Origin of the sequence: Sphingobacterium sp. ML3W (assembly GCF_029542085.1) — a bacterium.
Taxonomy (GTDB): domain Bacteria; phylum Bacteroidota; class Bacteroidia; order Sphingobacteriales; family Sphingobacteriaceae; genus Sphingobacterium.
This window is the reverse complement of sequence record NZ_CP107036.1, coordinates 4,826,459-4,851,690: the sequence shown is the minus strand read 5'-3', so window position 1 is coordinate 4,851,690 and position 25,232 is coordinate 4,826,459. Positions and strand designations below refer to the sequence as shown.

16 protein-coding genes, 2 tRNA genes and 3 rRNA genes are annotated in these 25,232 nt (G+C 40.8%); 13 read left to right on the top strand and 8 right to left on the bottom strand.

Annotated features, from left to right (window positions below):
- Nucleotides 1-18 precede the first annotated feature (18 nt).
- On the top strand, nt 19-660 hold the full coding sequence (locus tag OGI71_RS20500) for an MBL fold metallo-hydrolase (RefSeq protein WP_282251544.1): 642 nt from the start codon (nt 19-21) through the stop codon (nt 658-660).
- A 3-nt stretch (nt 661-663) separates the two neighbouring features.
- A complete protein-coding gene (locus tag OGI71_RS20495) occupies nt 664-1,893 on the top strand; it encodes an FtsX-like permease family protein (protein WP_282251543.1) in 1,230 nt (409 codons plus the stop codon).
- On the opposite strand, the gene OGI71_RS20490 is transcribed toward OGI71_RS20495, so the two are convergent.
- Complete coding sequence (locus OGI71_RS20490) at nt 1,890-2,540, bottom strand: hypothetical protein (protein ID WP_282251542.1); 651 nt, start codon at nt 2,538-2,540, stop codon at nt 1,890-1,892. The genes OGI71_RS20495 and OGI71_RS20490 overlap by 4 nt on opposite strands.
- Nucleotides 2,541-2,597: 57 nt before the next feature.
- The gene (locus tag OGI71_RS20485) at nt 2,598-2,873 is read right to left on the bottom strand and encodes a NifU family protein (protein ID WP_028070934.1); all 276 of its coding nucleotides are present in this window, start codon (nt 2,871-2,873) and stop codon (nt 2,598-2,600) included.
- Between the two features lie 241 nt (nt 2,874-3,114).
- Between OGI71_RS20485 and bamD the strand changes: the two genes are divergently transcribed.
- Genes bamD through coaBC form a run of 3 tightly spaced genes read left to right on the top strand, consistent with a single transcriptional unit; the run spans nt 3,115 to nt 5,580 of the window.
- Nucleotides 3,115-4,044, top strand: coding sequence for an outer membrane protein assembly factor BamD (bamD, locus tag OGI71_RS20480; RefSeq protein WP_282251540.1), 930 nt, complete (start codon nt 3,115-3,117; stop codon nt 4,042-4,044).
- Nucleotides 4,028-4,357 (top strand): DNA-directed RNA polymerase subunit omega, encoded by a 330-nt coding sequence (locus tag OGI71_RS20475; protein ID WP_075990346.1) that lies wholly within the window; start codon nt 4,028-4,030, stop codon nt 4,355-4,357. Before bamD ends, OGI71_RS20475 begins: the two co-directional genes overlap by 17 nt.
- A gap of 14 nt (nt 4,358-4,371) precedes the next feature.
- Nucleotides 4,372-5,580: a bifunctional phosphopantothenoylcysteine decarboxylase/phosphopantothenate--cysteine ligase CoaBC gene (gene coaBC / locus OGI71_RS20470; RefSeq protein WP_282251539.1), complete on the top strand. Its 1,209-nt coding sequence runs from the start codon at nt 4,372-4,374 to the stop codon at nt 5,578-5,580.
- A 43-nt stretch (nt 5,581-5,623) separates the two neighbouring features.
- Here coaBC and OGI71_RS20465 read toward each other — a convergent pair whose 3' ends face one another.
- On the bottom strand, nt 5,624-6,991 hold the full coding sequence (locus OGI71_RS20465; protein WP_282251538.1) for an RNA methyltransferase: 1,368 nt from the start codon (nt 6,989-6,991) through the stop codon (nt 5,624-5,626).
- Between the two features lie 88 nt (nt 6,992-7,079).
- Here OGI71_RS20465 and OGI71_RS20460 point away from each other — a divergent pair, with 88 nt between their 5' ends.
- Complete coding sequence (locus OGI71_RS20460; protein ID WP_120260523.1) at nt 7,080-7,466, top strand: SRPBCC family protein; 387 nt, start codon at nt 7,080-7,082, stop codon at nt 7,464-7,466.
- 943 nt (nt 7,467-8,409) lie between these two features.
- Here the strand turns inward: OGI71_RS20460 and rrf are convergent.
- From rrf to OGI71_RS20435, 5 genes are all read right to left on the bottom strand, one after another.
- A 5S ribosomal RNA gene (gene rrf, locus OGI71_RS20455) occupies nt 8,410-8,521 on the bottom strand.
- Between the two features lie 146 nt (nt 8,522-8,667).
- Nucleotides 8,668-11,549 (bottom strand): 23S ribosomal RNA (locus tag OGI71_RS20450).
- Between the two features lie 280 nt (nt 11,550-11,829).
- A tRNA-Ala gene (locus OGI71_RS20445) sits at nt 11,830-11,903 on the bottom strand.
- 97 nt (nt 11,904-12,000) lie between these two features.
- Nucleotides 12,001-12,077 (bottom strand) — tRNA-Ile (locus OGI71_RS20440).
- A 122-nt stretch (nt 12,078-12,199) separates the two neighbouring features.
- Nucleotides 12,200-13,727: ribosomal RNA gene (locus OGI71_RS20435) — 16S ribosomal RNA — on the bottom strand.
- The 16S, 23S and 5S rRNA genes sit together here with 2 tRNA genes alongside, the layout of an rRNA operon.
- Nucleotides 13,728-14,279: 552 nt before the next feature.
- Between OGI71_RS20435 and OGI71_RS20430 the strand changes: the two genes are divergently transcribed.
- The 7 genes from OGI71_RS20430 to OGI71_RS20400 all read left to right on the top strand — a co-directional run bounded on the left by OGI71_RS20430 (nt 14,280) and on the right by OGI71_RS20400 (nt 25,194).
- Nucleotides 14,280-14,564, top strand: coding sequence for a hypothetical protein (locus OGI71_RS20430; RefSeq protein ID WP_282251533.1), 285 nt, complete (start codon nt 14,280-14,282; stop codon nt 14,562-14,564).
- A gap of 815 nt (nt 14,565-15,379) precedes the next feature.
- Entirely contained in the window at nt 15,380-16,564 is a 1,185-nt protein-coding gene (locus OGI71_RS20425; RefSeq protein WP_282251531.1) for a Pycsar system effector family protein, read from the top strand.
- A gap of 49 nt (nt 16,565-16,613) precedes the next feature.
- Complete coding sequence (ppk1, locus tag OGI71_RS20420) at nt 16,614-18,626, top strand: polyphosphate kinase 1 (protein WP_282251530.1); 2,013 nt, start codon at nt 16,614-16,616, stop codon at nt 18,624-18,626.
- A gap of 4 nt (nt 18,627-18,630) precedes the next feature.
- Nucleotides 18,631-19,527: a hypothetical protein gene (locus OGI71_RS20415; RefSeq protein ID WP_282251529.1), complete on the top strand. Its 897-nt coding sequence runs from the start codon at nt 18,631-18,633 to the stop codon at nt 19,525-19,527.
- A 5-nt stretch (nt 19,528-19,532) separates the two neighbouring features.
- Complete coding sequence (locus tag OGI71_RS20410) at nt 19,533-22,142, top strand: BamA/TamA family outer membrane protein (RefSeq protein ID WP_282251528.1); 2,610 nt, start codon at nt 19,533-19,535, stop codon at nt 22,140-22,142.
- Between the two features lie 13 nt (nt 22,143-22,155).
- Nucleotides 22,156-24,516, top strand: coding sequence for a GAF domain-containing protein (locus OGI71_RS20405; protein ID WP_282251527.1), 2,361 nt, complete (start codon nt 22,156-22,158; stop codon nt 24,514-24,516).
- 66 nt (nt 24,517-24,582) lie between these two features.
- Nucleotides 24,583-25,194, top strand: coding sequence for a trimeric intracellular cation channel family protein (locus OGI71_RS20400; protein ID WP_282251526.1), 612 nt, complete (start codon nt 24,583-24,585; stop codon nt 25,192-25,194).
- Nucleotides 25,195-25,232: the final 38 nt, after the last annotated feature.

The window sequence follows — 25,232 nt, the reverse complement described above, 5'->3', positions numbered from 1 at the left end:
AAAATGTAATTTTACCTTATGCTAACGATCAGAACATTCACTTTCAATCCATACCAAGAAAATACCTATTTGTTGTATAACGAAGAGGGAAATGCCTTAATTATCGACCCAGGGATGTATGGGGAAAAAGAGCAAGTGGAGTTTTTAACCTTCGTCGATCTTCATAATCTCACTCCACAATTGTTACTGAATACCCATTGTCACATTGATCATGTCTTGGGCAATTATTTTATTCATGAGAAATTTGATCTACTTCCTCAATTTCACGAAGGAGAACTATCTACGCTGGTTGCAGTTCAGAACTATGCTCCGCAAATGGGATTCCGCTATGACATCTCTCCTATTGGAGAAGTATTTCTAAAAGATGGAGACAAAATACAAATAGACAATGACGAATTGGAAGTGATATTGGCACCCGGCCACTCACCGGCGCATATCTGTTTTTACTCCGCTTCTCAAAAATTCCTAATTGGTGGAGATGTCTTGTTCCGTAACAGTATTGGCCGCACTGATCTACCAGGAGGAAATCATCAGCAGCTTTTAGATAATATTAAGCAAAGACTTTATACCTTACCAGATGACACCGTTGTCTACCCAGGTCATGGCCCTTCAACGACAATAGGTTTTGAAAAAAACTCCAATCCATTTATACAAGGATAAGATATGAACTTACCTTTTCTATTTGCCAAGAGATACCTGTTTTCAAAAAAATCGGTCAACGCTATTAATATCATCTCCTCAATTAGTGTGATAGGTGTTATGGTAAGTAGTGCCGCATTAATCATACTCCTGTCCTCTTTCAATGGGATGGAGGAGCTTATTATATCTATGTATAGCAAATTTGCTCCTGAACTAAAGATAGAGCCACAAAAAGGCAAGCTCTTTACAACAAATAAATCAGTCTTTAATGAGTTGAGAAAAAATCCTAATGTTATCCATTATACAGAAGTACTAGAAGAGAAGGTATTACTTCAATATGCAAATCGACAGTATATTTCAACTATCAAGGGAATCGAGCCCAAATCGATTAATAAGAGTATTGGTGATAGTATTCTTGTGGATGGAGTATATAAACTCTTACGTGATTCAACTAATCTGGCTATACTTGGAGCAAGTGTCCAGGCTAATCTCGGTATTTCTATGCAGAATACCCCAGATTTAATCCAAGTTTATTCACCAAGAAAAGGCGTCAAAAACACATCTAATCCTGCTGAAGAATTTAATATTAGAGCTATCAGTCCAGGAGGTGTTCTCAGATACCAACAGGACTTTGACAATTTCGTTATTACACCAATTTCATTTGCCAAAGAAGTACTCGGCGAATATGACAGAGTTTCTGCTATTGAATTCTATCTCAAGGAAGGTACTGACGCTAAACTATTTGAAAAAGATCTTCAACACAAGCTGGGCACAGATTATGTTGTTAAAAATAGAGAGGAGCAAAATCCAACTTTATACAAAAATGTACGTGTAGAGAGATGGGTTGTGTTTTTTATTTTAACATTGATTAGTATCATCGCAATTTTTAATATAGTAGGGTCATTGACGATGTTAGTATTGGATAAACAAAAGGATATGACAGTCCTAAAAAGCTTAGGTGGTAACAATAGCTTAATTCAACGCATCTTCTTCTATGAGGGGTTGATGATTGCAATTATTGGTTGCATTTTAGGTTTATTCATTGGTGCTATATTCAATTACGTCCAATCCACCTATGGTATTATACGTGTTGAAGACGGTGCAAATGCAATTTTAGACAGCTATCCTATGGTGAGCAGATGGAGCGATTACATGTTGGTATTCCTGACCGTTACCAGTATTTCAGGATTAGTATCTTATTTTTCAGCAAAGATAAGTGTAAAAGAGCTGAACAAGCTCAAAGCAACAGATTAATAGCGGGAGCTTTTGGAACGGCTTTGACTTCCCTTCGTTATTTGCTGTATTAAACTTCCCCATGCAAAAGGATTTAATAGCGGATTTGCATAACGTTGGTTAATGACTTTATTATTCATTGTATTGAAGCTTTGTGCATTATTGATCGAACGCATCTCGTTGCCATCGCGAGGTACTACGGCAGCCATTGCTGATAAAGACTCGTTGGAAAGTGTTCTTTTTGCCCGTACAATATGATCCTCAGATACATCTAAATTCATAAATGCTATATTAAATTCCTCAATACTTGCCCAGGGATACGGAGTCACCATTGGCAGTTCAGTTACCAAATTTTGCATTACGATACTAGCTGTAAATTTGTCGCCAGCAACTTCAGGTACAGTTACAATGAGCGGATCGAATCCTATAGAGGAAAAACGAAGTGTGTCTCCCACATGAGCTACGAAAGAAAAATAGCCTTCATTATTCGCCGCAATGGCCTCGTTACGGAAAGATAAATTGGTTACTGTAGCATAACCAACAGGAAGTCCAGACCCCACAGTAGTTACAATACCGGAATATTGGACAATCTTCCTCTCTTGCGCCTTTAAAGTCGAAGACTCAAAAAATACAGATAAAACTAATAATATAGGGATCAGCAACTTCATAGAACAAATTTACACAAAAGCAGCTGGGTTAGCCGTTAAATTGTGTTAATAGATAAACTAATTGGCCGACGGCAAGGTCGCATCAGGAGAATCTGGATCGGTTAGATTAATCGCTTCTACCGCTGTTACCTCTGGCACAGCTTTTTTTATAGCTTGTTCCAATCCTGCTTTAAAAGTCATAATGCTCATTGAACATGAAGCGCAAGCGCCCAATAGTTTTAATCGCACGACATTATCTGCAGTAATCTCTTCAACACTTACATTTCCGCCATCAGTTTCCAAATAAGGTCTCAAGGTATCCAATGCTTGCTCCACTTTTTCTTTTAAAGTCATACTCTTTATTAAATTCAATGATTGTACATGTAAAGATAATCAAATATTTTAAAATCTATATTTTTCCTCTCCTTGCGTAATGGAAAAACAACAAGTCCATGACAATACTGCCACAAAATTGCATCCAACGAGTTAAAGAATGTTAATAAAAAATGTTGTTTTTGGGATCAAATAATTATTAAACTATATTGCGCAGTAAAATTTAATTGATTAGTATAACAAATTCACTTATCTTTGTAAAATGTTTTTAAATAGGCGTATAGCGGCTATCTGTGCCGGCATGATGTTTCTATTGGTGTTTACTGGTTGCAAGAGTAAATTTGAGAAATTGCGCGCAAGCAATAATATCGCTCAAAAGTACGAAGAAGCCGTAAAGCTGTATGAGAAAAAGAAATATACAAAGGCATTAGTTTTGTTTGATGACTTGCGGACGAAATTCCGCGGACAAGCTGAGGCAGAAAATATCTACTACTATTTGGCATTTGCCAATTACCGTTTGAAAGATTATACTTCAGCAGCATATCACTTTAAGGACTTTGCAGATGTTTATCCGAACAGTCCACGGGCAGAAGAATGTCGTTTTATGCATGCTTATTGTTACTATTTGGATTCACCTCGGTCAACTTTAGATCAGGCAAATACGAAGAAAGCAATCGATGCCCTACAGCTTTTCGTCAATCTCTATCCAGAATCAGAACGTTCTAAAGAGGCCTCAGACCTCATTCAAAAGTTAAGAGATAAACTCGAACTTAAAGCTTTTGCCAATGCCAGGCTCTATTATGATATGGGGTTGAATGATGATTATAGAGCAGCTGTAATTGCGTTACAAAATGTACTGAAAGAATATCCCGACACCAAATATGCTGAAGAAATTGAATTTTTGACGCTAAAGGCACAATATATATTTGCTTCAAAAAGTATTTTGCAAAAGCAGGAAAGCAGATATGACGAAACATTGGATTACTACCGTAGCTTTGCGAGTAACTATCCCAATAGCAAACATATAAAAGAAGCGGAATCTATTCGTCAAGATTCTGAAAAAGGAATTAAGACGGCCGTTTCGCACATGAAAGAATATAATAAAGCTCTTGCTGAGCAAGAAGCATATATCAAAGAACAAAAGGCGAAAAAAGAAAAAGAAAATACCCAAAAAGATGAGTCAAAAAAATAATAATTCAATTCCAAATTCTACAGTTACACGTGACTTAAGACAATTGGACAAAGGAACTGACAATCTCTATGAATCCATTGTAGTTATTTCTAAACGCGCGAATCAAATTGCAGTAGATATTAAGGAAGAACTAAACGGAAAACTTGCTGAGTTTGCAAGTAATAACGATAACTTAGAAGAGGTATTCGAAAACCGCGAGCAAATAGAGATTTCTAAACACTACGAGCGTATGCCAAAACCTACTTTGGTAGCAATCGATGAGTTTTTACACGATAAAGTGTACTACAGAAATCCATCGAAAGAGCAAGACTAATCGCAAAATAAACGATGGCTTTAGCTGGGAAAAATATTGTAATTGCTGTATGCGGTAGTATCGCCGCATACAAGATTGCAACTTTAATTCGTCTGCTCGTAAAAGCGGATGCCCAGGTTAAAGTGATTATGTCAACGGAAGCTACAGCCTTTATTACACCGCTTACACTTTCTACACTTTCCAAAAACCCTGTTTTGGTTGACTATTATCAACCCGATACAGGAGAATGGAATAACCATGTGGAAATAGCTTTAAATGCAGATTATATACTTATAGCCCCAGCAACAGCAAACACCATCGCCAAGATGGCAAATGGTCTTTGTGATAACTTACTGATGGCAGTATATTTATCTGCAAAATGCCCCGTCTTCTTTGCCCCTGCAATGGATTTGGATATGTGGAAGCATCCCTCCTCGCAATCGAATATCGCTAAACTAGGAGCTTATGGTAATATTATCATCCCTCCTGAAAAAGGTGAATTGGCTAGTGGATTAATAGGGGAAGGACGTCTCGCTGAACCAGAGGAAATTTTCCACTTCCTGGAAAACTATTCCAACCAAAAGCTCCCATTATTAGGTAAAAAGGCGCTTGTATCAGCAGGCCCCACTTACGAGGCAATAGACCCTGTACGTTTTATTGGAAATCATTCTAGTGGAAAAATGGGCTATGCTATTGCCCGACAATTAAAAGATCTTGGCGCGGATGTGACATTAGTTTCCGGACCTACTGCACTAGCGAATCCTGATCAAATAACTGTTGTTCCTGTCACTTCAGCTGCCGAGATGCTTCAAGCTTGTGAAAAATACTTTGATCATGCTACGATAATTGTCATGAGTGCTGCAGTTGCAGACTATACCCCTATTGAAGTCGCATCTCAGAAGATAAAGAAGAAAGAGGATGAATTTTCTATTGCGTTAAAGAAAACGACAGATATTCTTGCCACTTTAGGAAGCAAAAAGAAGAAAGAACAATTACTGATCGGTTTTGCTTTAGAAACAAACAACGAGCTCGAAAATGCGAAAGACAAATTGGTCCGAAAGAATCTTGATTTTATCATTCTCAATTCCATGCAGGATCAGGGAGCAGGATTTGCTACCGATACAAATAAAGTCACAATTATCAATCGTTCGGGCGAAAGCAACGTATTCCCTTTGAAATCGAAGGAAGATGTTGCAAAAGATATTTGTTCGATTATCTTACAGCATATTCCCTCGAAAAAATAATTTATTCTTGGAATTCGAAGTGGTATGTAATTTCTCTTACCTCTTAGAGATTCACTATTCTTAGTTCCTTGGGATAGTAATTGTTGATCCTATTTGGTAAGACCTTTATCCAGCCTAATGATAGCCCTTTATATCTCGCCAGTGTCCAACCTTTGATAGCAGCAGGAATAGTCTCTAGTATTACATTCTCCTTTCTAAGATAGTTTTGAGCATCCTCAAGCGAAAGTTCAAGGCTTTGGAAGCTAGGATTCAATACGTTACTTAAAGCCAATGCGTGGCTTGGAATGAGTTCCTTTCGATTAAGTTTTCCAATATTGATTCCAGCATTTTTGAGATAGAGTACATTCTGAAGGTATTTCAAATCATTTTCATACTTTTTGGGGAATATATATAGGTCATCATGATGGATAAATGGAAAAAACTCATCAACGTTCAATATCCAAGTGTCCAGAATTCCCTTCGGCACATCCGATTTCTCTGGTTTTATCCTTTTTCTATTAAATGTACCTTGCTCTGCAACTTTCCTTAAAACTGTAATAAAAAAACCCTCCCCGCCTAACTTATGTGGATAGAAGCGGTAGCCATGTGCCGCATGTCCACCCGACTCTGTATGCTCAATCCCCCAATTATCATCAATGGCAATTTCAATAGATTCAAAATCTCCCGTTTCTATTAGCCAATCTGCAATATCTTCATTTTCCTCCTCCGAATATGAGCAGGTTGAATAAAGGAGGTATCCACCTGTTTTCAATGAAGCAATACTTTCTGCCAATATTCTTTGTTGCCTTTCGCTACAAAGTTTGACATTTGCTTCTGACCATTCATCTATTGCATCTGCATCCTTTCTAAACATACCTGATCCAGAACAAGGTGCATCTACCACCATGATATCAAAATATCCCGGCAATCGGTCAAAAGCCGAAGGATCATTATTTGTCACCACCGTATTTACGTTTCCCCATTTTGTTAAATTATCTTGTAAGATATTCACGCGGGTCTTGATTATCTCATTGGCGACAAGTAGACTGTCAGGATGTAAGCTACTGTTTAGCAAAGTAGACTTTCCTCCAGGAGCTGCACAGAGATCCAATGCATAAACTGGTTTAGATCCTATTTCCAGCTTATGGATAATGTGATCTATAAACATAGAAGAAGCATCTTGGGGATAATAGCCTCCAGCATGAAATAAAGGATCAAGCGTGAATACAGGGCGTTCCTTGAGATAAAAAGCGCTCTCGCACCATGGCACCGTTCCTCCGCTGGAAAATGGACATTCCTTCAATTTGCGAGGGTTTAACCGTATCGCTGTTGCTCGCTTGCCTTCCTCATGTACTTTTATAAATTCAGCAGTATCGAATAATGGGTTTACACCTAATTTTTTCACTAATGAATTTGGCAGAAAATTACTCATGTCGTCCTAATAGTTTGTGCTAAAAATAATATAAATAAAAATGAAGTCAAAATAACTAGTAAATTACGGGAAAGAGTAAATTTGCATTATGAAAGATCTCAAGAAATACGCTATTATCCCGGCGACACCAGAAGAACTGTATCTCGCCTTAACAACCGAAATTACGGCCCGCCTTTGGACTGGCGATCTTGTATCAATAGATGCAACTGTAAATGGTGAATTTTCTTTGTGGGATGGTGCAATTACTGGTCGGTTCTTGGAATTGGAACCTTCAACCAAAATTGTGCAAGAATGGTATTTTGGAGAAACTGACAGCCCTTCCATTGTTACATTAAAGCTACATGAACACAAAAAAGGAACTTCATTAGAGATTAGACAGACCAATATACCAGATGAAGATTATGAAAATATTGCTGAAGGTTGGGAAGATCCCTATATATCTTCTCTTATTGATTTTTATACTGAAGAAGATTAATTTTTATACAAGATCAACATAGAGCCTAGTTTTTAGAAACTAGGCTCTTAATCGTTATGCTATTTAACAAAGAATTCCTAAATTATCCCTGAATTAACCATTCCATATCTTAAATGCGGGGATTTTTCATGATAGATTTTTTGAACTTTATTAAATCTTCTCCAGACGTAACGACAATTTAGAGAAGCTGTTTTTCATTTATATATCGGCAGAGTAATCCTCACATCATATGATAATGTAATGCATTTCCATTGTTTAAGTGTTACATTTTTTTTTTGCCTGGTTTAAGCTCGAAGAAATAATTTGTAACAACAAATCTTATCGGTTCTTATCAATTTCCTATTTTAATCTCATATCTTTAGTCCTCAAAAATATATCCTATAACCTTATCCTCGCATAGCATGTGACTGGGAATATATTCGAAGTTGTGCTCCAAAAATTTTCCAGCCTATAGCAAGATTAGCTATTATAGAAAATAAGACGCCTTCTAAGTTTACTTTTATTCAGGAAAGATTCACATAATAGCAGGTATATTCAATTTAAGATCACTAGGGTAAAAGCTGCAATAAAAATGGCTAAGATAGGGGCTTAGGCGGCAAGCAGGTATACACCGTCATGATAGAGCACGATCCCAGAACTGCATTTTCGCTACGGAGTCAGTAATCCCTGGGAAATATATAAAAAACATAATAGTGCAGTACCTTAGATCAGTACCCGGCAGAACCGTATTTTATAGTATCATTTCGAAACCGGATCCCTGGAGCTTTTGTGGGGGAACCATTGTTTCTCTAGAATCTTTTGAAGGTTTGTACTAGATAGTACTATTCCTGAGCTAAGTCTTTTGTGTGGCTTCTTTGTCGACACCCTTGTCCTCTGGAACCTTTTGGGAAGTAACTAAACGAAAGAAGCCCTTGACTGTTTCCAGCAAGGGCTTCCGTGTAAAAAAAGGCACCGACCTACTCTCCCACCTGTTACGGCAATACCATCGGCTCTGGCGGGCTTGACTGCTCTGTTCGGAATGGGAAGAGGTAGACACCGCCGATATAGGCACCTAAAGATCTTGTATAGTATCAAGTTTTAGATAGCAGTATGTAGACTTTCCTGTGAAAGTTTATACCCATCTTATAGCTTAAACCATAATGACATATATATTGAAAGATTAATTCAAAAATTAAAGAGGAAGACAACAGTGTCTGTCTGCTTGAGAAAGCTTCGGGCTATTAGTACCACTTGGCTTTGGTCTCTCAACCTTTACACCTATGGCCTATCAACGTAGTCATCTCCTACGACCCTATAAGGAAGTCTCATCTCGTGGCTAGTTTCGCACTTAGATGCTTTCAGCGCTTATCTATTCCAGACGTAGCTACCCTGCCGTACACCTGGCGGCATAACAGGTTCACCAGAGGTCTGTCCAACCCGGTCCTCTCGTACTAAGGTCAGATCCACTCAAACTTCCAACGCCCACAACAGATAGGGACCGAACTGTCTCGCGACGTTCTGAACCCAGCTCGCGTGCCACTTTAATGGGCGAACAGCCCAACCCTTGGGACCTTCTCCAGCCCCAGGATGTGACGAGCCGACATCGAGGTGCCAAACCTCCCCGTCGATATGAGCTCTTGGGGGAGATCAGCCTGTTATCCCCAGCGTACCTTTTATCCTTTGAGCGATGGCCCTTCCATACAGAACCACCGGATCACTATGTCCGTCTTTCGACCCTGTTCGACTTGTTGGTCTCACAGTCAAGCAAGCTTATGCCATTGCACTCCACGTACGGTTACCAAGCGTACTGAGCTTACCTTTGAAAGCCTCCGTTACCTTTTTGGAGGCGACCACCCCAGTCAAACTACCCACCAAACAATGTCCTCCTCATAAAGGAGTTAGAAACCGAATACAGAAAGGGCGGTATTTCAAGGTTGATTCCACGACTCCTGGCGAAGCCGCTTCAACATCTCCCGCCTATCCTACACATCCTGTACCCAATCTCAATGTTAAGCTATAGTGAAGGTGCATGGGGTCTTTCCGTCCCGTTGCGGGTAATCGGCGTCTTCACCGATACCACAATTTCACCGAGCTCATGGCTGAGACAGCGCCCAGATCGTTACACCATTCGTGCAGGTCGGAACTTACCCGACAAGGAATTTCGCTACCTTAGGACCGTTATAGTTACGGCCGCCGTTTACTGGGGCTTCGATTCAATGCTTCTCTTACGATGACATCCCCTCTTAACCTTCCAGCACCGGGCAGGTGTCAGGCCTTATACCTCATCTTGCGATTTTGCAAAGCCATATGTTTTTGTTAAACAGTCGCCTGGGCCTTTTCACTGCGGCTGCTCTTACGAGACAGCGCCCCTTCTCCCGAAGTTACAGGGCCATTTTGCCGAGTTCCTTAGCCATGACTCACTCGAGCACCTTAGGATTCTCTCCTCGACCACCTGTGTCGGTTTGCGGTACGGGTCTTCATAACCTGAAGCTTAGCGGGTTTTCTTGGAAGTCTGTTTACCTGCTCTATCAGCGCCACCGGAGCTTTGCTGTACTATTGGGGTTCAGCAGGGTCGGCGGATTTGCCTACCGTCCCTATACCTACGCCTTTCAACGAACTATTCCGTCAGTTCGCGGCAGTGTCACTACTCCGTCACCACATCGCAGTTATGAAGAGTACTGGAATATTAACCAGTTGTCCATCGGCTTGCCCCCTTCGGGTGCGCCTTAGGTCCCGACTGACCCTGATCCGATTAACGTTGATCAGGAAACCTTGGTCTTTCGGTGGGCGGGTTTCCCACCCGCCTTATCGTTACTTATGCCTACATTTGCTTTTCCATACGGTCCAACACCCATTACCAGATATCTTCGCCCCATATGGAATGCTCCCCTACCAGATGCATATCTTTCAATGCAAATCCATAGCTTCGGTACCGTTCTTGATGCCCGTTTATTATCCACGCCCGGCCGCTCGACTAGTGAGCTGTTACGCACTCTTTAAATGAATGGCTGCTTCCAAGCCAACATCCTAGCTGTCTGGGCAACCGGACCTCGTTAGTTCAACTTAGAACGAATTTGGGGACCTTAGCTGATGGTCTGGGTTCTTTCCCTCTCGGCCTTGGACCTTAGCACCCAAAGCCTCACTGCCGGCCATATTTAATAGCATTCGGAGTTCGTCTGGATTTGGTAGGATTTGACTCCCCCGCACCCAATCGGTAGCTCTACCTCTATTAAACTCGATGCCGACGCTGTTCCTAAAAACATTTCGGGGAGTACGAGCTATTTCCCAGTTTGATTGGCCTTTCACCCCTACCCTCAGGTCATCCGGAAACTTTTCAACGTTTATCGGTTCGGTCCTCCATTACATGTTACTGCAACTTCAACCTGCCCAAGGGTAGATCACAAGGTTTCGCGTCTACCTCATCTGACTATGCGCCCTATTAAGACTCGCTTTCGCTTCGGCTGCGTCCCTGAAGGACTTAACCTTGCCAGACAAGAGTAACTCGTAGGCTCATTATGCAAAAGGCACGCTGTCACAGAACTTGTCTGCTCCAACCGCTTGTAAGCACACGGTTTCAGGTTCTTTTCACTCCCCTGTTCGGGGTTCTTTTCACCTTTCCCTCACGGTACTGGTTCACTATCGGTCTCTCAGGAGTATTTAGCCTTACCAGATGGTGCTGGTGGATTCCCACAGGATTTCTCCGGTCCCGCGGTACTCAGGATACCACTATGCCAATATTCTTTACCTGTACGGGGCTCTCACCCTTATCGCGCAGTTTCCCACCTGCTTCCAGTTCATAGCATTGTACAATGTCGTGGTCCTACAACCCCGACTATGCCGTAACATAATCGGTTTGGGCTCTTTCCCGTTCGCTCGCCACTACTTGGGAAATCATTGTTATTTTCTTCTCCTACGCCTACTTAGATGTTTCAGTTCAGCGCGTTCGCGTATTATACGACTATTCTTCAAATAGTCAGGTTGCCCCATTCGGAAATCTCTGGATCAAGTCGCATTTGCCAATCCCCAAAGCTTATCGCAGCTTATCACGTCCTTCTTCGCCTCTGAGAGCCTAGGCATCCCCCGTGTGCCCTTATTTACTTTCTTCACCGGCATAGCCTTTTGCTACTATGCGGCTGCTTGTGATATATATACCAATATGCTACGCAGTGATTCGTTCGGCCTTCGACCGAGGGTCTCCTCCCTACATCAAACACATACAAGTATTGTCTCTATACTGTTGTCTTCTCTTGTAATTTTTTTTCTCTTTCAATATGTCAAAGAACTCTTTTTTTAGTAACCAGTAGTTAGATAGCAGTAGTTAGACTCCGATATGTCGCCATATCATCTCTAAATACTATATACCAAATACTTTGTACTAAGAACGTGGAGAATAACGGATTCGAACCGTTGACCCCCTGCGTGCAAGGCAGGTGCTCTAGCCAGCTGAGCTAATTCCCCTTTTTGTTAGACCTGAGATGTTAGACATTAGTCCTTAGATCCATGTATGTCGCCATCCATTTGTCTAAATACTAGATACTAAATACTCATTACTACCTGGTAGTCCCGAGCAGATTTGAACTGCTGACCCCTACATTATCAGTGTAGTGCTCTAACCAACTGAGCTACGGGACTAGCTATTCTGTTCATCTCTTCTCTCAGGGACCGCTCCATTAGGGGCGGGCACTTTCTTCTGATGTTTTTTCTTCTTATGCAATCATATGTAACGTGACGAGTACCGATCCGCGATACTCTAGAAAGGAGGTATTCCAGCCGCACCTTCCGGTACGGCTACCTTGTTACGACTTAGCCCCAATTATCGGTTTTACCCTAACACGCTCCTTGCGGTCACATGCTTTAGGTACCCCCAACTTTCATGGCTTGACGGGCGGTGTGTACAAGGCCCGGGAACGTATTCACCGCGTCATTGCTGATACGCGATTACTAGCGAATCCAACTTCATGGGGTCGAGTTGCAGACCCCAATCCGAACTGTGAATGGCTTTTAGAGATTAGCATCATATTGCTATGTAGCTGCCCGCTGTACCATCCATTGTAGCACGTGTGTAGCCCCGGACGTAAGGGCCATGATGACTTGACGTCGTCCCCACCTTCCTCACTGTTTGCACAGGCAGTCTGTTTAGAGTCCCCACCATTACATGCTGGCAACTAAACATAGGGGTTGCGCTCGTTGCGGGACTTAACCCAACACCTCACGGCACGAGCTGACGACAGCCATGCAGCACCTAGTTTCGTGTCCCGAAGGACGAGACCGTCTCTGGTCTCTTCACTAACTTTCAAGCCCGGGTAAGGTTCCTCGCGTATCATCGAATTAAACCACATGCTCCTCCGCTTGTGCGGGCCCCCGTCAATTCCTTTGAGTTTCACCCTTGCGGGCGTACTCCCCAGGTGGATAACTTAACGCTTTCGCTAAGACGCTGGCTGTCTATCGCCAACATCGAGTTATCATCGTTTAGGGCGTGGACTACCAGGGTATCTAATCCTGTTCGATCCCCACGCTTTCGTGCATCAGCGTCAATACCAGCTTAGTGAGCTGCCTTCGCAATCGGAGTTCTAAGACATATCTATGCATTTCACCGCTACTTGTCTTATTCCGCCCACTTCAAATGGATTCAAGCCCATCAGTATCAAAGGCACTGCGATGGTTGAGCCACCGTATTTCACCCCTGACTTAATAGGCCGCCTACGCACCCTTTAAACCCAATAAATCCGGATAACGCTCGGATCCTCCGTATTACCGCGGCTGCTGGCACGGAGTTAGCCGATCCTTATTCTTCCAGTACATTCAGCTCTCTACACGTAAAGAGGTTTATTCCTGGACAAAAGCAGTTTACAACCCATAGGGCAGTCATCCTGCACGCGGCATGGCTGGTTCAGGCTTCCGCCCATTGACCAATATTCCTTACTGCTGCCTCCCGTAGGAGTCTGGTCCGTGTCTCAGTACCAGTGTGGGGGATTCTCCTCTCAGAGCCCCTAGACATCGTCGCCTTGGTAGGCCGTTACCCTACCAACTAGCTAATGTCACGCGAGCCCATCTCTATCCTATAAATATTTAATAATCTCCCGATGCCGGAAAATTATATTATGCGGTCTTAATCTCTCTTTCGAGAGGCTATCCCCCTGATAGAGGTAGGTTGCTCACGCGTTACGCACCCGTGCGCCACTCTCACCAATGATAGCAAGCTACCACCGGATCCCGTCCGACTTGCATGTATTAGGCCTGCCGCTAGCGTTCATCCTGAGCCAGGATCAAACTCTCCATTGTAAAATGAAGTTTTTGATTCCAACTATTTACATAATCAGAATTCTTTTTTTATATCTCTGATCTTGGATCGAATTGAACTAATTCTTGAATTTGTTCATGACTTTCGTTTTGCCTACTCGTCACGCTTACATGATTGTGTTTTCTTAAAGAACTTCTCTCGCTTCAACTTCCGTATCCGCTATATTCCGATGGCATTGCGCCCTCTTTATCTTTTTTCTGTCTCCCTCCGTTTCCGTTGGGACTGCAAAGGTAGAAATCTTTTTTGAAATACCAAAAAACTTTTGAAGTTTTTTTTCTTTTCCTTTTTTTCGATTTCCGCGCCTAACTCCCGTCAGACCCTTCTTTTTTTCATGATCCCTTCTTTCGAAGTAACCGCCCCTCCCTTGCGGAGTGGTGCAAAGATAGGGAGTTTACTAACAAACTTCCAAGCCTTTTGTTCTTATTTATTTTGTTTTTCCGCTAACTCGCTGGGAACTTGGCGGATTGTTTTTGTAAAACAGCATCTCGGGGGGTGCCGGGGAGCAAAAATGGACAGTTATACGGGAAAATGCTGTGGAAAGGCCGCGGGAACGTGGCCGGAGGAACCGGGGAATCCGGCACGGCAGTGGATACAATGGGCGCAGAGGTTATGGAAACGGGGAACTCATGGGGAAAAGTGTCCCCGAGCGAAAGGGGACACTAAACATAACAGTCGTATGGGGAAGGGCATCCTACCTCTACGCCGCAGTAGGGACAGAAAGCCGGTATGCCCACAGCAGCGAACATCCCGGAAAGATAGCCGACCAGAAAAAAAGCCGAAGAGCCGCAGCAGGCAGATCGGATCATGGACAGGCATAAAAACCGAGGCCGGAAACAGACCGCGGAGACTGCAGAAAGATAATGCTAAAGTGGAGTCTTCAAGGTCAGCAGAAATTCATTGTTTAGTTAGGGTTTGTTTAGGTTTAGTTTAGGTATTGGTTAGGTTTTGTTTAGATAAAACCTAACCAATACCTAACTGTACTCTAACTTAATATTAAGTTATTGCTAAATTAATGACAAACTTGTCCATAACAACGGGCAGCAATGGGGTAACCACGAAGACAGTTCTTTAATTTTCGAGCTATAGAACGATTGGGTTTACATATATGCTCCAGTTCCGATCAACCTCTTGGGCAGGCCTAAGCCATACCACAGTCGGGACAGCCTTGGTATAAATCCATGCTGTTTCCGTAGTGAGTCCATGGTGAGTCCGAGTCCAGCACGCTAAAACCGCACTCGCAGTACGATCTAGCTATGCTAGAATCTGCACTGAGGTACGTTCAAAGCCCGATTCGGGGCCGAACAGCTCTCCAACCGCAGCCTAAAAAACAGAAAAATAGACCAAATACTCGACCTCATTGGCTGGAATCGCAGGTTTGAAGAATAATTCAGCATCATATTACTGCTATAGCCAACCTAGTCGTTTTACTCCGGAAAACATGAGATCCACCAGATCCAGAGATATCCCTGATGGGGGTCTTGACAAAGATTTTAATCATCACAAAAAAATGATTTCAGGTTCTAATTAGGAATATCAGTTTGATCTAGATTAAAAAATTACGAAAAGGGATCACTTGTATATAAGATGTTAAAGATATTGAATACTTTTATTGTAAATAAACATCATATTAGTCATGATAGATTATAACGAACTTTTAAAACAGGTAGAAGAATTTTCTAACGCTTATATTATACAGAATATCTCCTCTTGTCATTGTTTTCACAACAGCCTACATACACATTCAGTAGTACAAGCTGCAGATGAGATTTCCTCGTTTTATAAGTTAAATGACGAAGATCATTTTATAGTGATCAGTGCAGCCTACTTTCATGATTTAGGTTATGTAAAATCTGACAATGCGATTGGCCATGAAAAAAGAAGTGTAGAGATCGCTTTAGACTTCCTAAAGGATAAAGGCGTACCAGAAGAGGTAAAAGAAAAAATCAAAGGTTGTATCCTCGCCACCAGAATGCCCCAGGACCCAAACAATCTATTGGAGCAAATTCTTTGTGACGCTGACTTGTTCCATTTTGGAGGAGAGGACTTTGAAAACAGGAATAAACTGATGAAGACTGAAGCAGAGGCTGTATTAGGTAAAGAAATCGATAAGGATGTTTGGCGTGCTGGCACTATAAAACTTTTGTCAAGTCATCATTACCATACAGATTATGCCCAACAAAAGCTCAACGCAAAGAAAGAAGAGAACTTAAAAGAACTGGAGCGAAAACAGGAAAAATCCAAGGACAAGAAAAAAGACGACAAGAAAGAAACAAAAAAAGAGAAAGATAAAAGTGTCAAACCTGAACGTGGTATAGAAACAATGTTCCGGATAACATCGTCCAACAACCAACGTTTGAGTGATATGGCTGATAATAAAGCTAATATTTTATTGACTGTTAACTCCATTATTCTATCTGTCGTTATTGCGGTATTATTTAGGAAATTGGATAGTAACGAACATCTCATCTTCCCAACGATAATTCTCACCGTCAGTGTTGTGGCAACAATGGTTATGGCCATCCTATCGACAATTCCGAAAATATCCTCTGGAAAATTCACAAAACAGGAGATTGAGAATAAAACCGTCAATCTATTATTCTTCGGGAACTTTTACAAAATGAAACTCGACGACTATAATGAAGGCATGCAAAAAGTAATGATCGATTCCGAATTTTTATACGGCATGCTTACAAAAGATGTCTATTCCCAAGGAGTCGTGCTAGGCAGAAAATATAAGTTATTACGTTATGCCTATGGCATTTTTATGTTTGGCCTGGTTATCTCTGTTATTACCTTTGTTGTTGCAACACTATTATAAATATAGATAAAGCTCCTTTAACTTCATTGCTGCTTAGATTATTTTTCAGATGCAAAAAAAAGACCTATATATCAACCGAGATATCAGTTGGCTTTCCTTCAATGACAGAGTACTTACTGAGGCTGAACGCACGGAAGTCCCGCTATTGGAAAAACTACAGTTCCTCGCCATTTTTTCCTCAAACTTAGATGAGTTCTACCGTGTACGGATGCCTGTATTGATGGCCTGGAAGAAAATTAAAAAGAAGACTAATGACCAGATCGTCCCAAATCTTGATATTGGGACTTACAAAAAGGCATCTAAAATAATCGATAAGCAACAGGAAAAATTCGGTTTCCTTTTAACTGATATCATTCATCAGTTAGCGGACGAAAATATTACACTAATCTATAATCAGGAGATTCCATTAGCGATAAAACCTCTTGTAGCTAACTATTTTTTTAATACAATAGCTTCTTATCTGCAAATAATTCCTGTAAACGAAGAGTTTTCCTTTTTCCCGATCAACAACCAGCTATATTTTGCGTTAACAGATAGGATTACGACAGAGCTGTTCATTGTCAACATACCCTCGGATCGCATTAATCGTTTTTTTACCTGTCAAGCCAATAGTAAAACATATGTAGTCTTCATCGATGATATTATCAAACTATTTCTTCCAAACTTACTAAAGAAAGAAAATTTAAATTTCTATTCCTTCAAAATCACTCGGGATGCTGAACTCAATTTACAAGACGAATTTGATGGTGATATAGCGCAGAAAATAGAGGCAGAGGTCAAGAAGAGGGATCTTGGCTATGCAACTCGATTCTTACATCAACCGGGTTTTCCAAACCAAATTACCGAAAGGCTCGCCGTTCTTTTTGACTTAAGAAAAAGTAGCATTGTCGCTGGTGGATATTATCATAATTTGAAGGATTTTTTCTCTTTCCCAATAAAAAAGGGAGAATTGTCTTTTCCAAAACAGCAGCAGATAGTCGCACATCAGGACTTTGAACATTCCATTTTTGACCAGCTCGATCAGCATGATATTTTAATCTGTACTCCTTATGAATCATTTGATCCTATTCTTCGGTTTTTTAATGAGGCAGCAATAAACCCTGATGTTGAGGAGATCCATACCACGCTCTATCGAATTGCCAGCGATTCGCATATTGCTCAAGCCTTGGCTACCGCAGCAAAGAATGGCAAAAAAGTGAATGTATTTGTTGAGTTAAAAGCACGCTTTGATGAAGCCAATAATATACATTGGTCAAGAATTATGAAAGAGCAGGGGGTAACGATCAGCTATAGTATCCCAAACCTTAAAGTGCATGCTAAAATTGCCCTTGTCAAACGAAAAGATGGAAAAGAGAGTGCATTATTCGGAACAGGCAACTTAAATGAGAAAACCGCCAAGGTATATACCGATTACTTCTTAATGACATCCAATCGCCTGTTAACAGAAGAGCTAAGCCTGCTATTTGAATTTTTACCCAACAGAAAGAAACCGAACAGCCCAACGGATATTCCATTTCAAGAGCTTTTAATTGCTCAATTCAATTTAAGGCAGACTTTTGTCACTTTGATTGATGAAACCATTGCTCAGGTAAAGATGGGCATCGTTGCTTCGATAAAAATTAAGCTAAACAATTTAGAAGAAGAATCGTTAATCAATAAATTATACGAAGCCAGTCAGGCTGGTGTGCAGGTACAATTATTGGTCAGAGGAATTTGCAGACTTAAACCCCAGGTAAAGGGATTAAGTGAAAACATTGAAGTAAAACGGATCGTAGGGCGATATCTAGAGCATGGGAGAATCTTTATATTCCAATATGGAGAGTATACAAAGGTGTATTTAGGTTCCTCAGACTGGATGAATCGCAATATCTACCATCGGATAGAAACCTGTTTCCCGATGACGGAACCAGTCTTAGCCAGCAAGATTCAGCAGCTATTTGAAATTCAATTTGCTGACGACATTGAAGCAACTTTCCTTGATGAGACGGGGCAAAATATACCTGTAGAACATCCGATTGGCAATAAATCACAGCAACAAATTGTTGACTACTTAAACAACTGAATTCATGAAAGACGCTACACGATTAACTGCTCTTGCTTTAGGAATGATTTCCACGGTATTGCTGGCTTGTAACCCCAGTAATGCGAATAAAGAACGTACGGCTAATGTAACCGACGTTACAACAGATAAACAACAGCAACAGGCAATTCCCTATAGATTATCATCCGGCGAAAAGATAAATTTGCCCGATGAACTGCTCGAAATATCAGGTATCGCATTTCTTGAGGGACAAGACCAAGATATCTATGCCATTCAGGACGAACAGGGGTTACTTTTCAAATACAATTTGTCCACTCAAAAGCTTATATTCAATCCATTTGGAAAGGATGGTGATTACGAAGATATCGGTATTAGTAAAACACATTTCTTTATTTTAAAGAGCAATGGGGCTGTCTATTCCTTTCCCATCACGGAGAAAGATAACATACAGACGGTCGCCGAACAAAAAGATATTTTACCCAAAGGTGAATATGAAGGGCTTTTTGTAGACAAAACAAGTAACCTTGCCTATGTACTCTGTAAAGAATGTCGTACAGACAAAAAACAGTCACAAACTACGGGATATATTTTCTCCATTGGCGCCGATGGCAAGTTCAATCCACAAGGTGAATTTGCAATTCAGATTGATGAACTGAAAAAATTTAATCCCAAAATCAAAAAGACATTCAAACCTTCAGCCCTTGCAAAGAAAACCGATAGCAATGAATGGTACATTTTATCTTCCATTGACAAGGCCCTTGTTGTAACAGATGAAAATTTCCATGTCAAATCTATAACAACGCTGGATCCAAAGCTATTTCCGCAACCAGAAGGTATCAACTTTGATTCAAAATCCAATCTTTACATCAGTAGCGAAGCTGGCGATCAAGACAAAGGAATCATTTATAAATTTGAAAAATAATAAGCATGCAACGGGCCTTACCATTCTTTTTACTTTTTCTCGCTACACAAGCTTATTCTCAGCAGAAGAATAAGTTGAATTCGACAATCGACACACACAAAGAAAAATCTCCGATACAAGCCGTGATTAAAGACAGCACTATTGTTGTAGCAAATGCAAAGTATGGAAAGGCGGGTGGATTTAAGAAGTCATTTCTTGGAGAAAATTATCGTAGAGAATGGGCTGCCGAGACCACCTTACCTGTGTTACAGCTCTCTCGATTATACGGCGGTCTGACCCCTGTTAAACAGGGCGGAGGGATGCAATCCATTTCGCTCAGGTTGACAGACCCAACAGGTAGAGAATGGGCGCTTCGATCAGTAAATAAGCGAACAGAGTCTTTGATCCCAGTAGAATTGCATGGCACCTTTGTACAGGATGTTCTGGATGATGCGACGAGCGCACAACATCCTTATTCAGCATTGATGATTCCAGCGCTGGCTAATGCGGTGAATGTTCCACATGCACATCCCGTTATAGGAGTCGTTGCACCAGATACAATCCTTGGCGAGTATGCTCCTTTATTCGAACACACTATTGCCCTATTGGAAGAACGAGAGCCTATGGGCGACTCCGATAATAGTTCAAAGGCCGTGCGCAAGCTTCAGGAAGACAACGATGATGATTTTAAACCCAAGGCATACCTGAGGGCACGTATGCTGGATGTAATTGTAAGTGACTGGGATCGTCATGAAGATCAGTGGCGTTGGTATAATGAAAATCAGGATACTGATGATAAAGACAAGGATTATATTCCGATCCCTCGGGATCGAGATCAGGCCTTGCGTGTTACACAGGGATTTTTGATGAAAGATATTTATCAACAGTTTGTCAACCCCGTTATGCAGGGGTTTACAACAGGCATTCCAAATATCAGATACTCCCTTTTCAAATCTAGATTTTTAAATGCACATCCAAGCAATCAGCTCTCCCACAAGGAATGGACAAAAGAAGTAAATCAGTTTACCTCCAATTTGACAGATTCGGTACTCTGGCAATCTGTCAAAAGCTTACCACAATCATCCATCGCTATTCGGGGAGAACAGATTTTCCGCATCCTTCAAAGCAGACGCGATGCTTTGCCGGCGGCAATGGAAGAGTATTATCGTTTTATCAATAATATTGTCGATATCCATTTCAGTGATAAGAACGAAAAGGTGGAGATTGCAAGTACTCAAGATGAGGGCTTAAAAATCATTGTGTCCAAAATCAACAAAGATGGAAAGGTGACTAAAACCCTAATGGACAAGACTTATGAAAAGAACTTAACAAAAGAAATCCGATTATACCTTTCTGAAGGTCAGGACTCGGTATCCATAAATAATGTAAATTCGCCCATAAAACTGCGCATTATTGGCGATAGTCTGCCAAAGACCTATGTAATCAATAACAGCCACTCAAAAATAAAGCTCTATGAGAATACGGGCAACTCCACTTTTTTAGGAGAAAAAGGTCGAATCAGGCTACATCAAGGTAAGGACAGCTCGAATACACAGTTCGTTCCCGTCAATCTATACAACTCTTGGCTACCCTTGTTAACAGCGGGTTATAACGCTGATGATGGCTTTTCTCTCGGACTTGGCGCAGCATATACGCATCAGCGGGGTTTTAGAAAAGCTCCTTTTACCTATAAACAGCAGATTACTGTGGCTGCGGCATTCCGAACAGGGGCCTATAAAATTCATTATCGTGGCGAATGGGAAGATGTAATAGGTAATGCAGACTTCGTCATTGATGCATTAGCAAAAGCGCCCGACAATACGCAAAACTTTTTTGGTGTTGGCAACAATTCCCTATTTCTAAAAGATCAGTATGGCGCTAAATACTACCGTAGCAGATTCAATATTTTCAATGTCAATCCACTACTGAGGTGGCACCCTTCGTCTACGCTGAATTATGCTATTGGTCCCCATATCCAGTTCTATCACCTGGATCCAATTGAAAATCAGGACCGTTTTATCTTAAATCCGCAAGCGCTCCATTCTTACGATAGTGTTTCCATTACCAATGACAAAGCTTTCGTTGGACTAAATGCTTTTCTGACGCAAGATACACGTAACCGCAAGATCAATCCAAGTAAAGGATTATTTATCAAGGCAGCACTACATTCTTTTTTGGGCTTAAATAAATATTCGAGAAATTCAGGCCAACTAAGCGCAGAAATGACAGGCTATTTTAGTGCCCTGAATGAAGGCATCGTATTCGCAAATAGAGTAGGCGGGGGAACGGTGGTGGGCAATCCTACATTCTATCAATATCTATTTCTAGGAGGTCATGAGAATCTTCGTGGTTTTCGTCAATATAGATTTGCTGGCGAGCAAATGATATACAACAACCTAGAAGCCCGCGTCAAGATTCATGAGGTAAAAAGCTACGTTCTACCCGGAGAACTAGGGATCATGGGGATGTATGATATCGGGAAAGTATGGGCAAAAGATCATAACAGTAAGACAGTCCATCAAGGATTCGGTGGAGGACTTTATTATATCATCGCCAATGCATTACCTCTTCACTTTGTGATGGCCAAATCTAATGAAGGTTGGTACCCCTATTTTAGTACCGGCTTCCGTTTCTAAAAGTGTTCAATAAATGGAAATAAAGAATATACGACTAGCCAAAAGCGAAAGCAGGCTATATAATATCGAGAAGAAGCTCCATTTCGAACCTTTTTTTCGTTATCTAGAGTCATTTACCGAAGGCGATGTATCTACAGATGACATGATTCCATTATTTGCCCTAGAACGCATCAGAGAGATTGAACAGGTCAGCGGTAGGCTATGTAAGCAAAACTTAAGCGCTTATAAAGATATTTTACAGCTCATTTACAGCCTTTCAGTATCGCTAATTGATACTGACCCCAAAAGATATTGGGCACTTGCAACACCACTTGCGGAAGAAACATTTTATGGTACAGAAGCTTTTTTCGGACTCTGGAAAAATGAGCTGGAGGAACAAGATCTTCGAGATCAAATGCAAGATGGAGGCATCCTGAACAATCAGGAAAAACTGATGTATGCCCTTATTTTCGAACGGTTATATGGACTTCCTGCCAAAGAAAATAATACAATCGTCTACTATCATTTAAATGAGCAGGGCGAAATCATTGATTATTACGATTTAAATATAGATTTCAAATTTGTTGATATTAAACCAAAAAAGGAACTTCCACAATTTGATGTAGGGCTTCTGACCAAAAATGCCAATGATACCTCTTTATTCGATTGGAATATTGTTGTCAATACAATTAAGATCGAAGATTTTGAGCTATCGGGCTTTACCATCCTCACTGTCAGGAAAAGCAGTTTAGAGCATACTATCAAGAGGATACAATCTATTTTATTGGATCTCGCAACATATAATTACCATCTCTTCCTATCAGATCTCGAAAAAATTATTGCTCCGATCTTGAAGGGTTCAGATACGGTTTTCAGCCTGTTTCCATTGTTTCAGCTAAATGGGCTACCATTTTTTGATTATTCTATTACCAACAAAAGTATTTTAATTTCGGAAACCTACGCAAACAACAGCTATACCAACATCAATCCAGAAGTCGCCAATTATCTAAAACATCCGCATCTCATCTTCTACAATACAATGGATGCTATTAAAAATACCACTTCCATTTTTGAAGAACGCATTAAGACATCCGGAGTCAGGACCTATCTATGCATTCCGTTGATACATAATCATGATTTGTCTGGCATTCTGGAAATTTACAGTCATCAACTGGATCAATTGGATAATGAAACAATACACTCTCTTCGTGAGCTTGTACCGCTACTATCCCAGTTATCACATGATATCACGACAGAATTCAAAAAACGTATTGACGAGATTATCATTAACCGGTTTACAACAATACAGCCAGCCGTACAGTGGAAGTTTAACCATATTGCCGCTCAGTATATTCAAGAATTCGAAAATGACGAACAAAATGCGCATATTAAACCGGTTATTTTTGAAGAGGTATATCCTCTCTATGGTGCCATTGATGTAAAAGATTCTACAGTCATCCGTAATGCATCCATCTTAAAAGACTTTAGTTTCAAAGTAAAACAACTAGCTCTCCTCATTGACGAATTGTCTTCGGATGGTACACATCAATTAATTGTCGCTTTTTCTAAACGCGTAGATCAGATTACCGAATCGCTCGACCATATTTCCTTTGATGAGTCTATGGTAAAGATTATTGAGTTTTTCAGAAAGGATGTTCAACCATTTCTCGATGAGGCGAGAAGACAATTCCCAACAAAGCATGGCATTATCGAGCATTATGCGAGACACTTTTTTACCAATCGTGATACAGGTGAGTTTTATAGGAATGAATTTGAAACCTCTTTACGTCAAGTAAACCATATTATCAGTAAAGAACTCAATCATTTCAACAGCTTCATTCAGGGCAATTATCCATCTTACTTCCAAAAATTCAGGACGGATGGTATTGAGTATGATATTTATGTTGGGGAATCCATTACGCCACAGCAACCTTTTAGTTACGAGTTTATCAATGTTTTTAGGCGGCAACAAATTATATCCATGGCCCGAATCGCCTTAAAAGCACATCATGCGAAGCGTGATCTACCGCTTGCTCTAGAGACCACACAACTTATCTTCATCAACCCGCACAGTATTGATATCAGTTTTCGGGAAGACGAACGTCGATTCGATGTAGAAGGATCATTAAATATCCGTTACGAAATCATCAAAAAAAGAATAGATAAGATAAGGATAAAACGTACAAAGGAAAGGCTTACTCAGACAAACAAAATTGCAATTGTCTATTTATCGGATGAGATTTTAGAAGACCTGAACTTAAGCATACAAGCTATCTATGATATGGGAATAATTGAAAGCACCGTAGAACATCTCAAATTGGAAGATGTGCAGGGAATTGTAGGTTTGAAGGCTATTCGTCTTACAGTAAACCTAAACTACAGAGATTTCTCCTAAATTTGTCGAAATCTCTCTCTGCAGTAGAGTGAATAAATAGGAAAATATTTTAAAAACAGTATTACGATGATAACTGATGCCAACTATTTTTATTTAAGCGATTTGCTTGGCACCTTATTTTTTGCAATATCGGGGACTTTATCCGCAAAACGTAAGGATATCGACATCTTTGGAGCTGCTTTTCTGGGCTTTGTGACAGCTATTGGCGGAGGCTCCATGCGAGATGTATTTTTAAACCTACGTCCCGTTTGGGTCAACGATAGCAATTATCTAATAGCCATATTCTTGGGCATCTTGATTGCTATCGTATTCAATAGGCAGCTCTATGGTTACTATCGCACCCTAACACTTTTTGATGCCATAGGAATCAGCTTCTTTACTATCTTAGGTGTACAAAAGTCATTGAACTACGAAAGTAACGTCTATGCTGCCATCATTTTTGGAATGTTTACTGCTGTTTGTGGAGGCATGACACGAGATATTTTGCTCAATGAGACACCATTGATCTTTAAAAAGGAAGTCTATGCAACAGCCTGCTTGGCAGGTGGATTAATTTACATTCTACTCGTTCACCTCAACTTTGATTTATCCTGGGCCGCTTTTATTGCCGCTGGCGTTGTTTTCCTTGTTCGGATGACTGCGGTCAAATACAGATTATATCTTCCCCGATTGGATTGATAGGTGAGATTTGGAAATTATTGCTGTTAACAACAAAA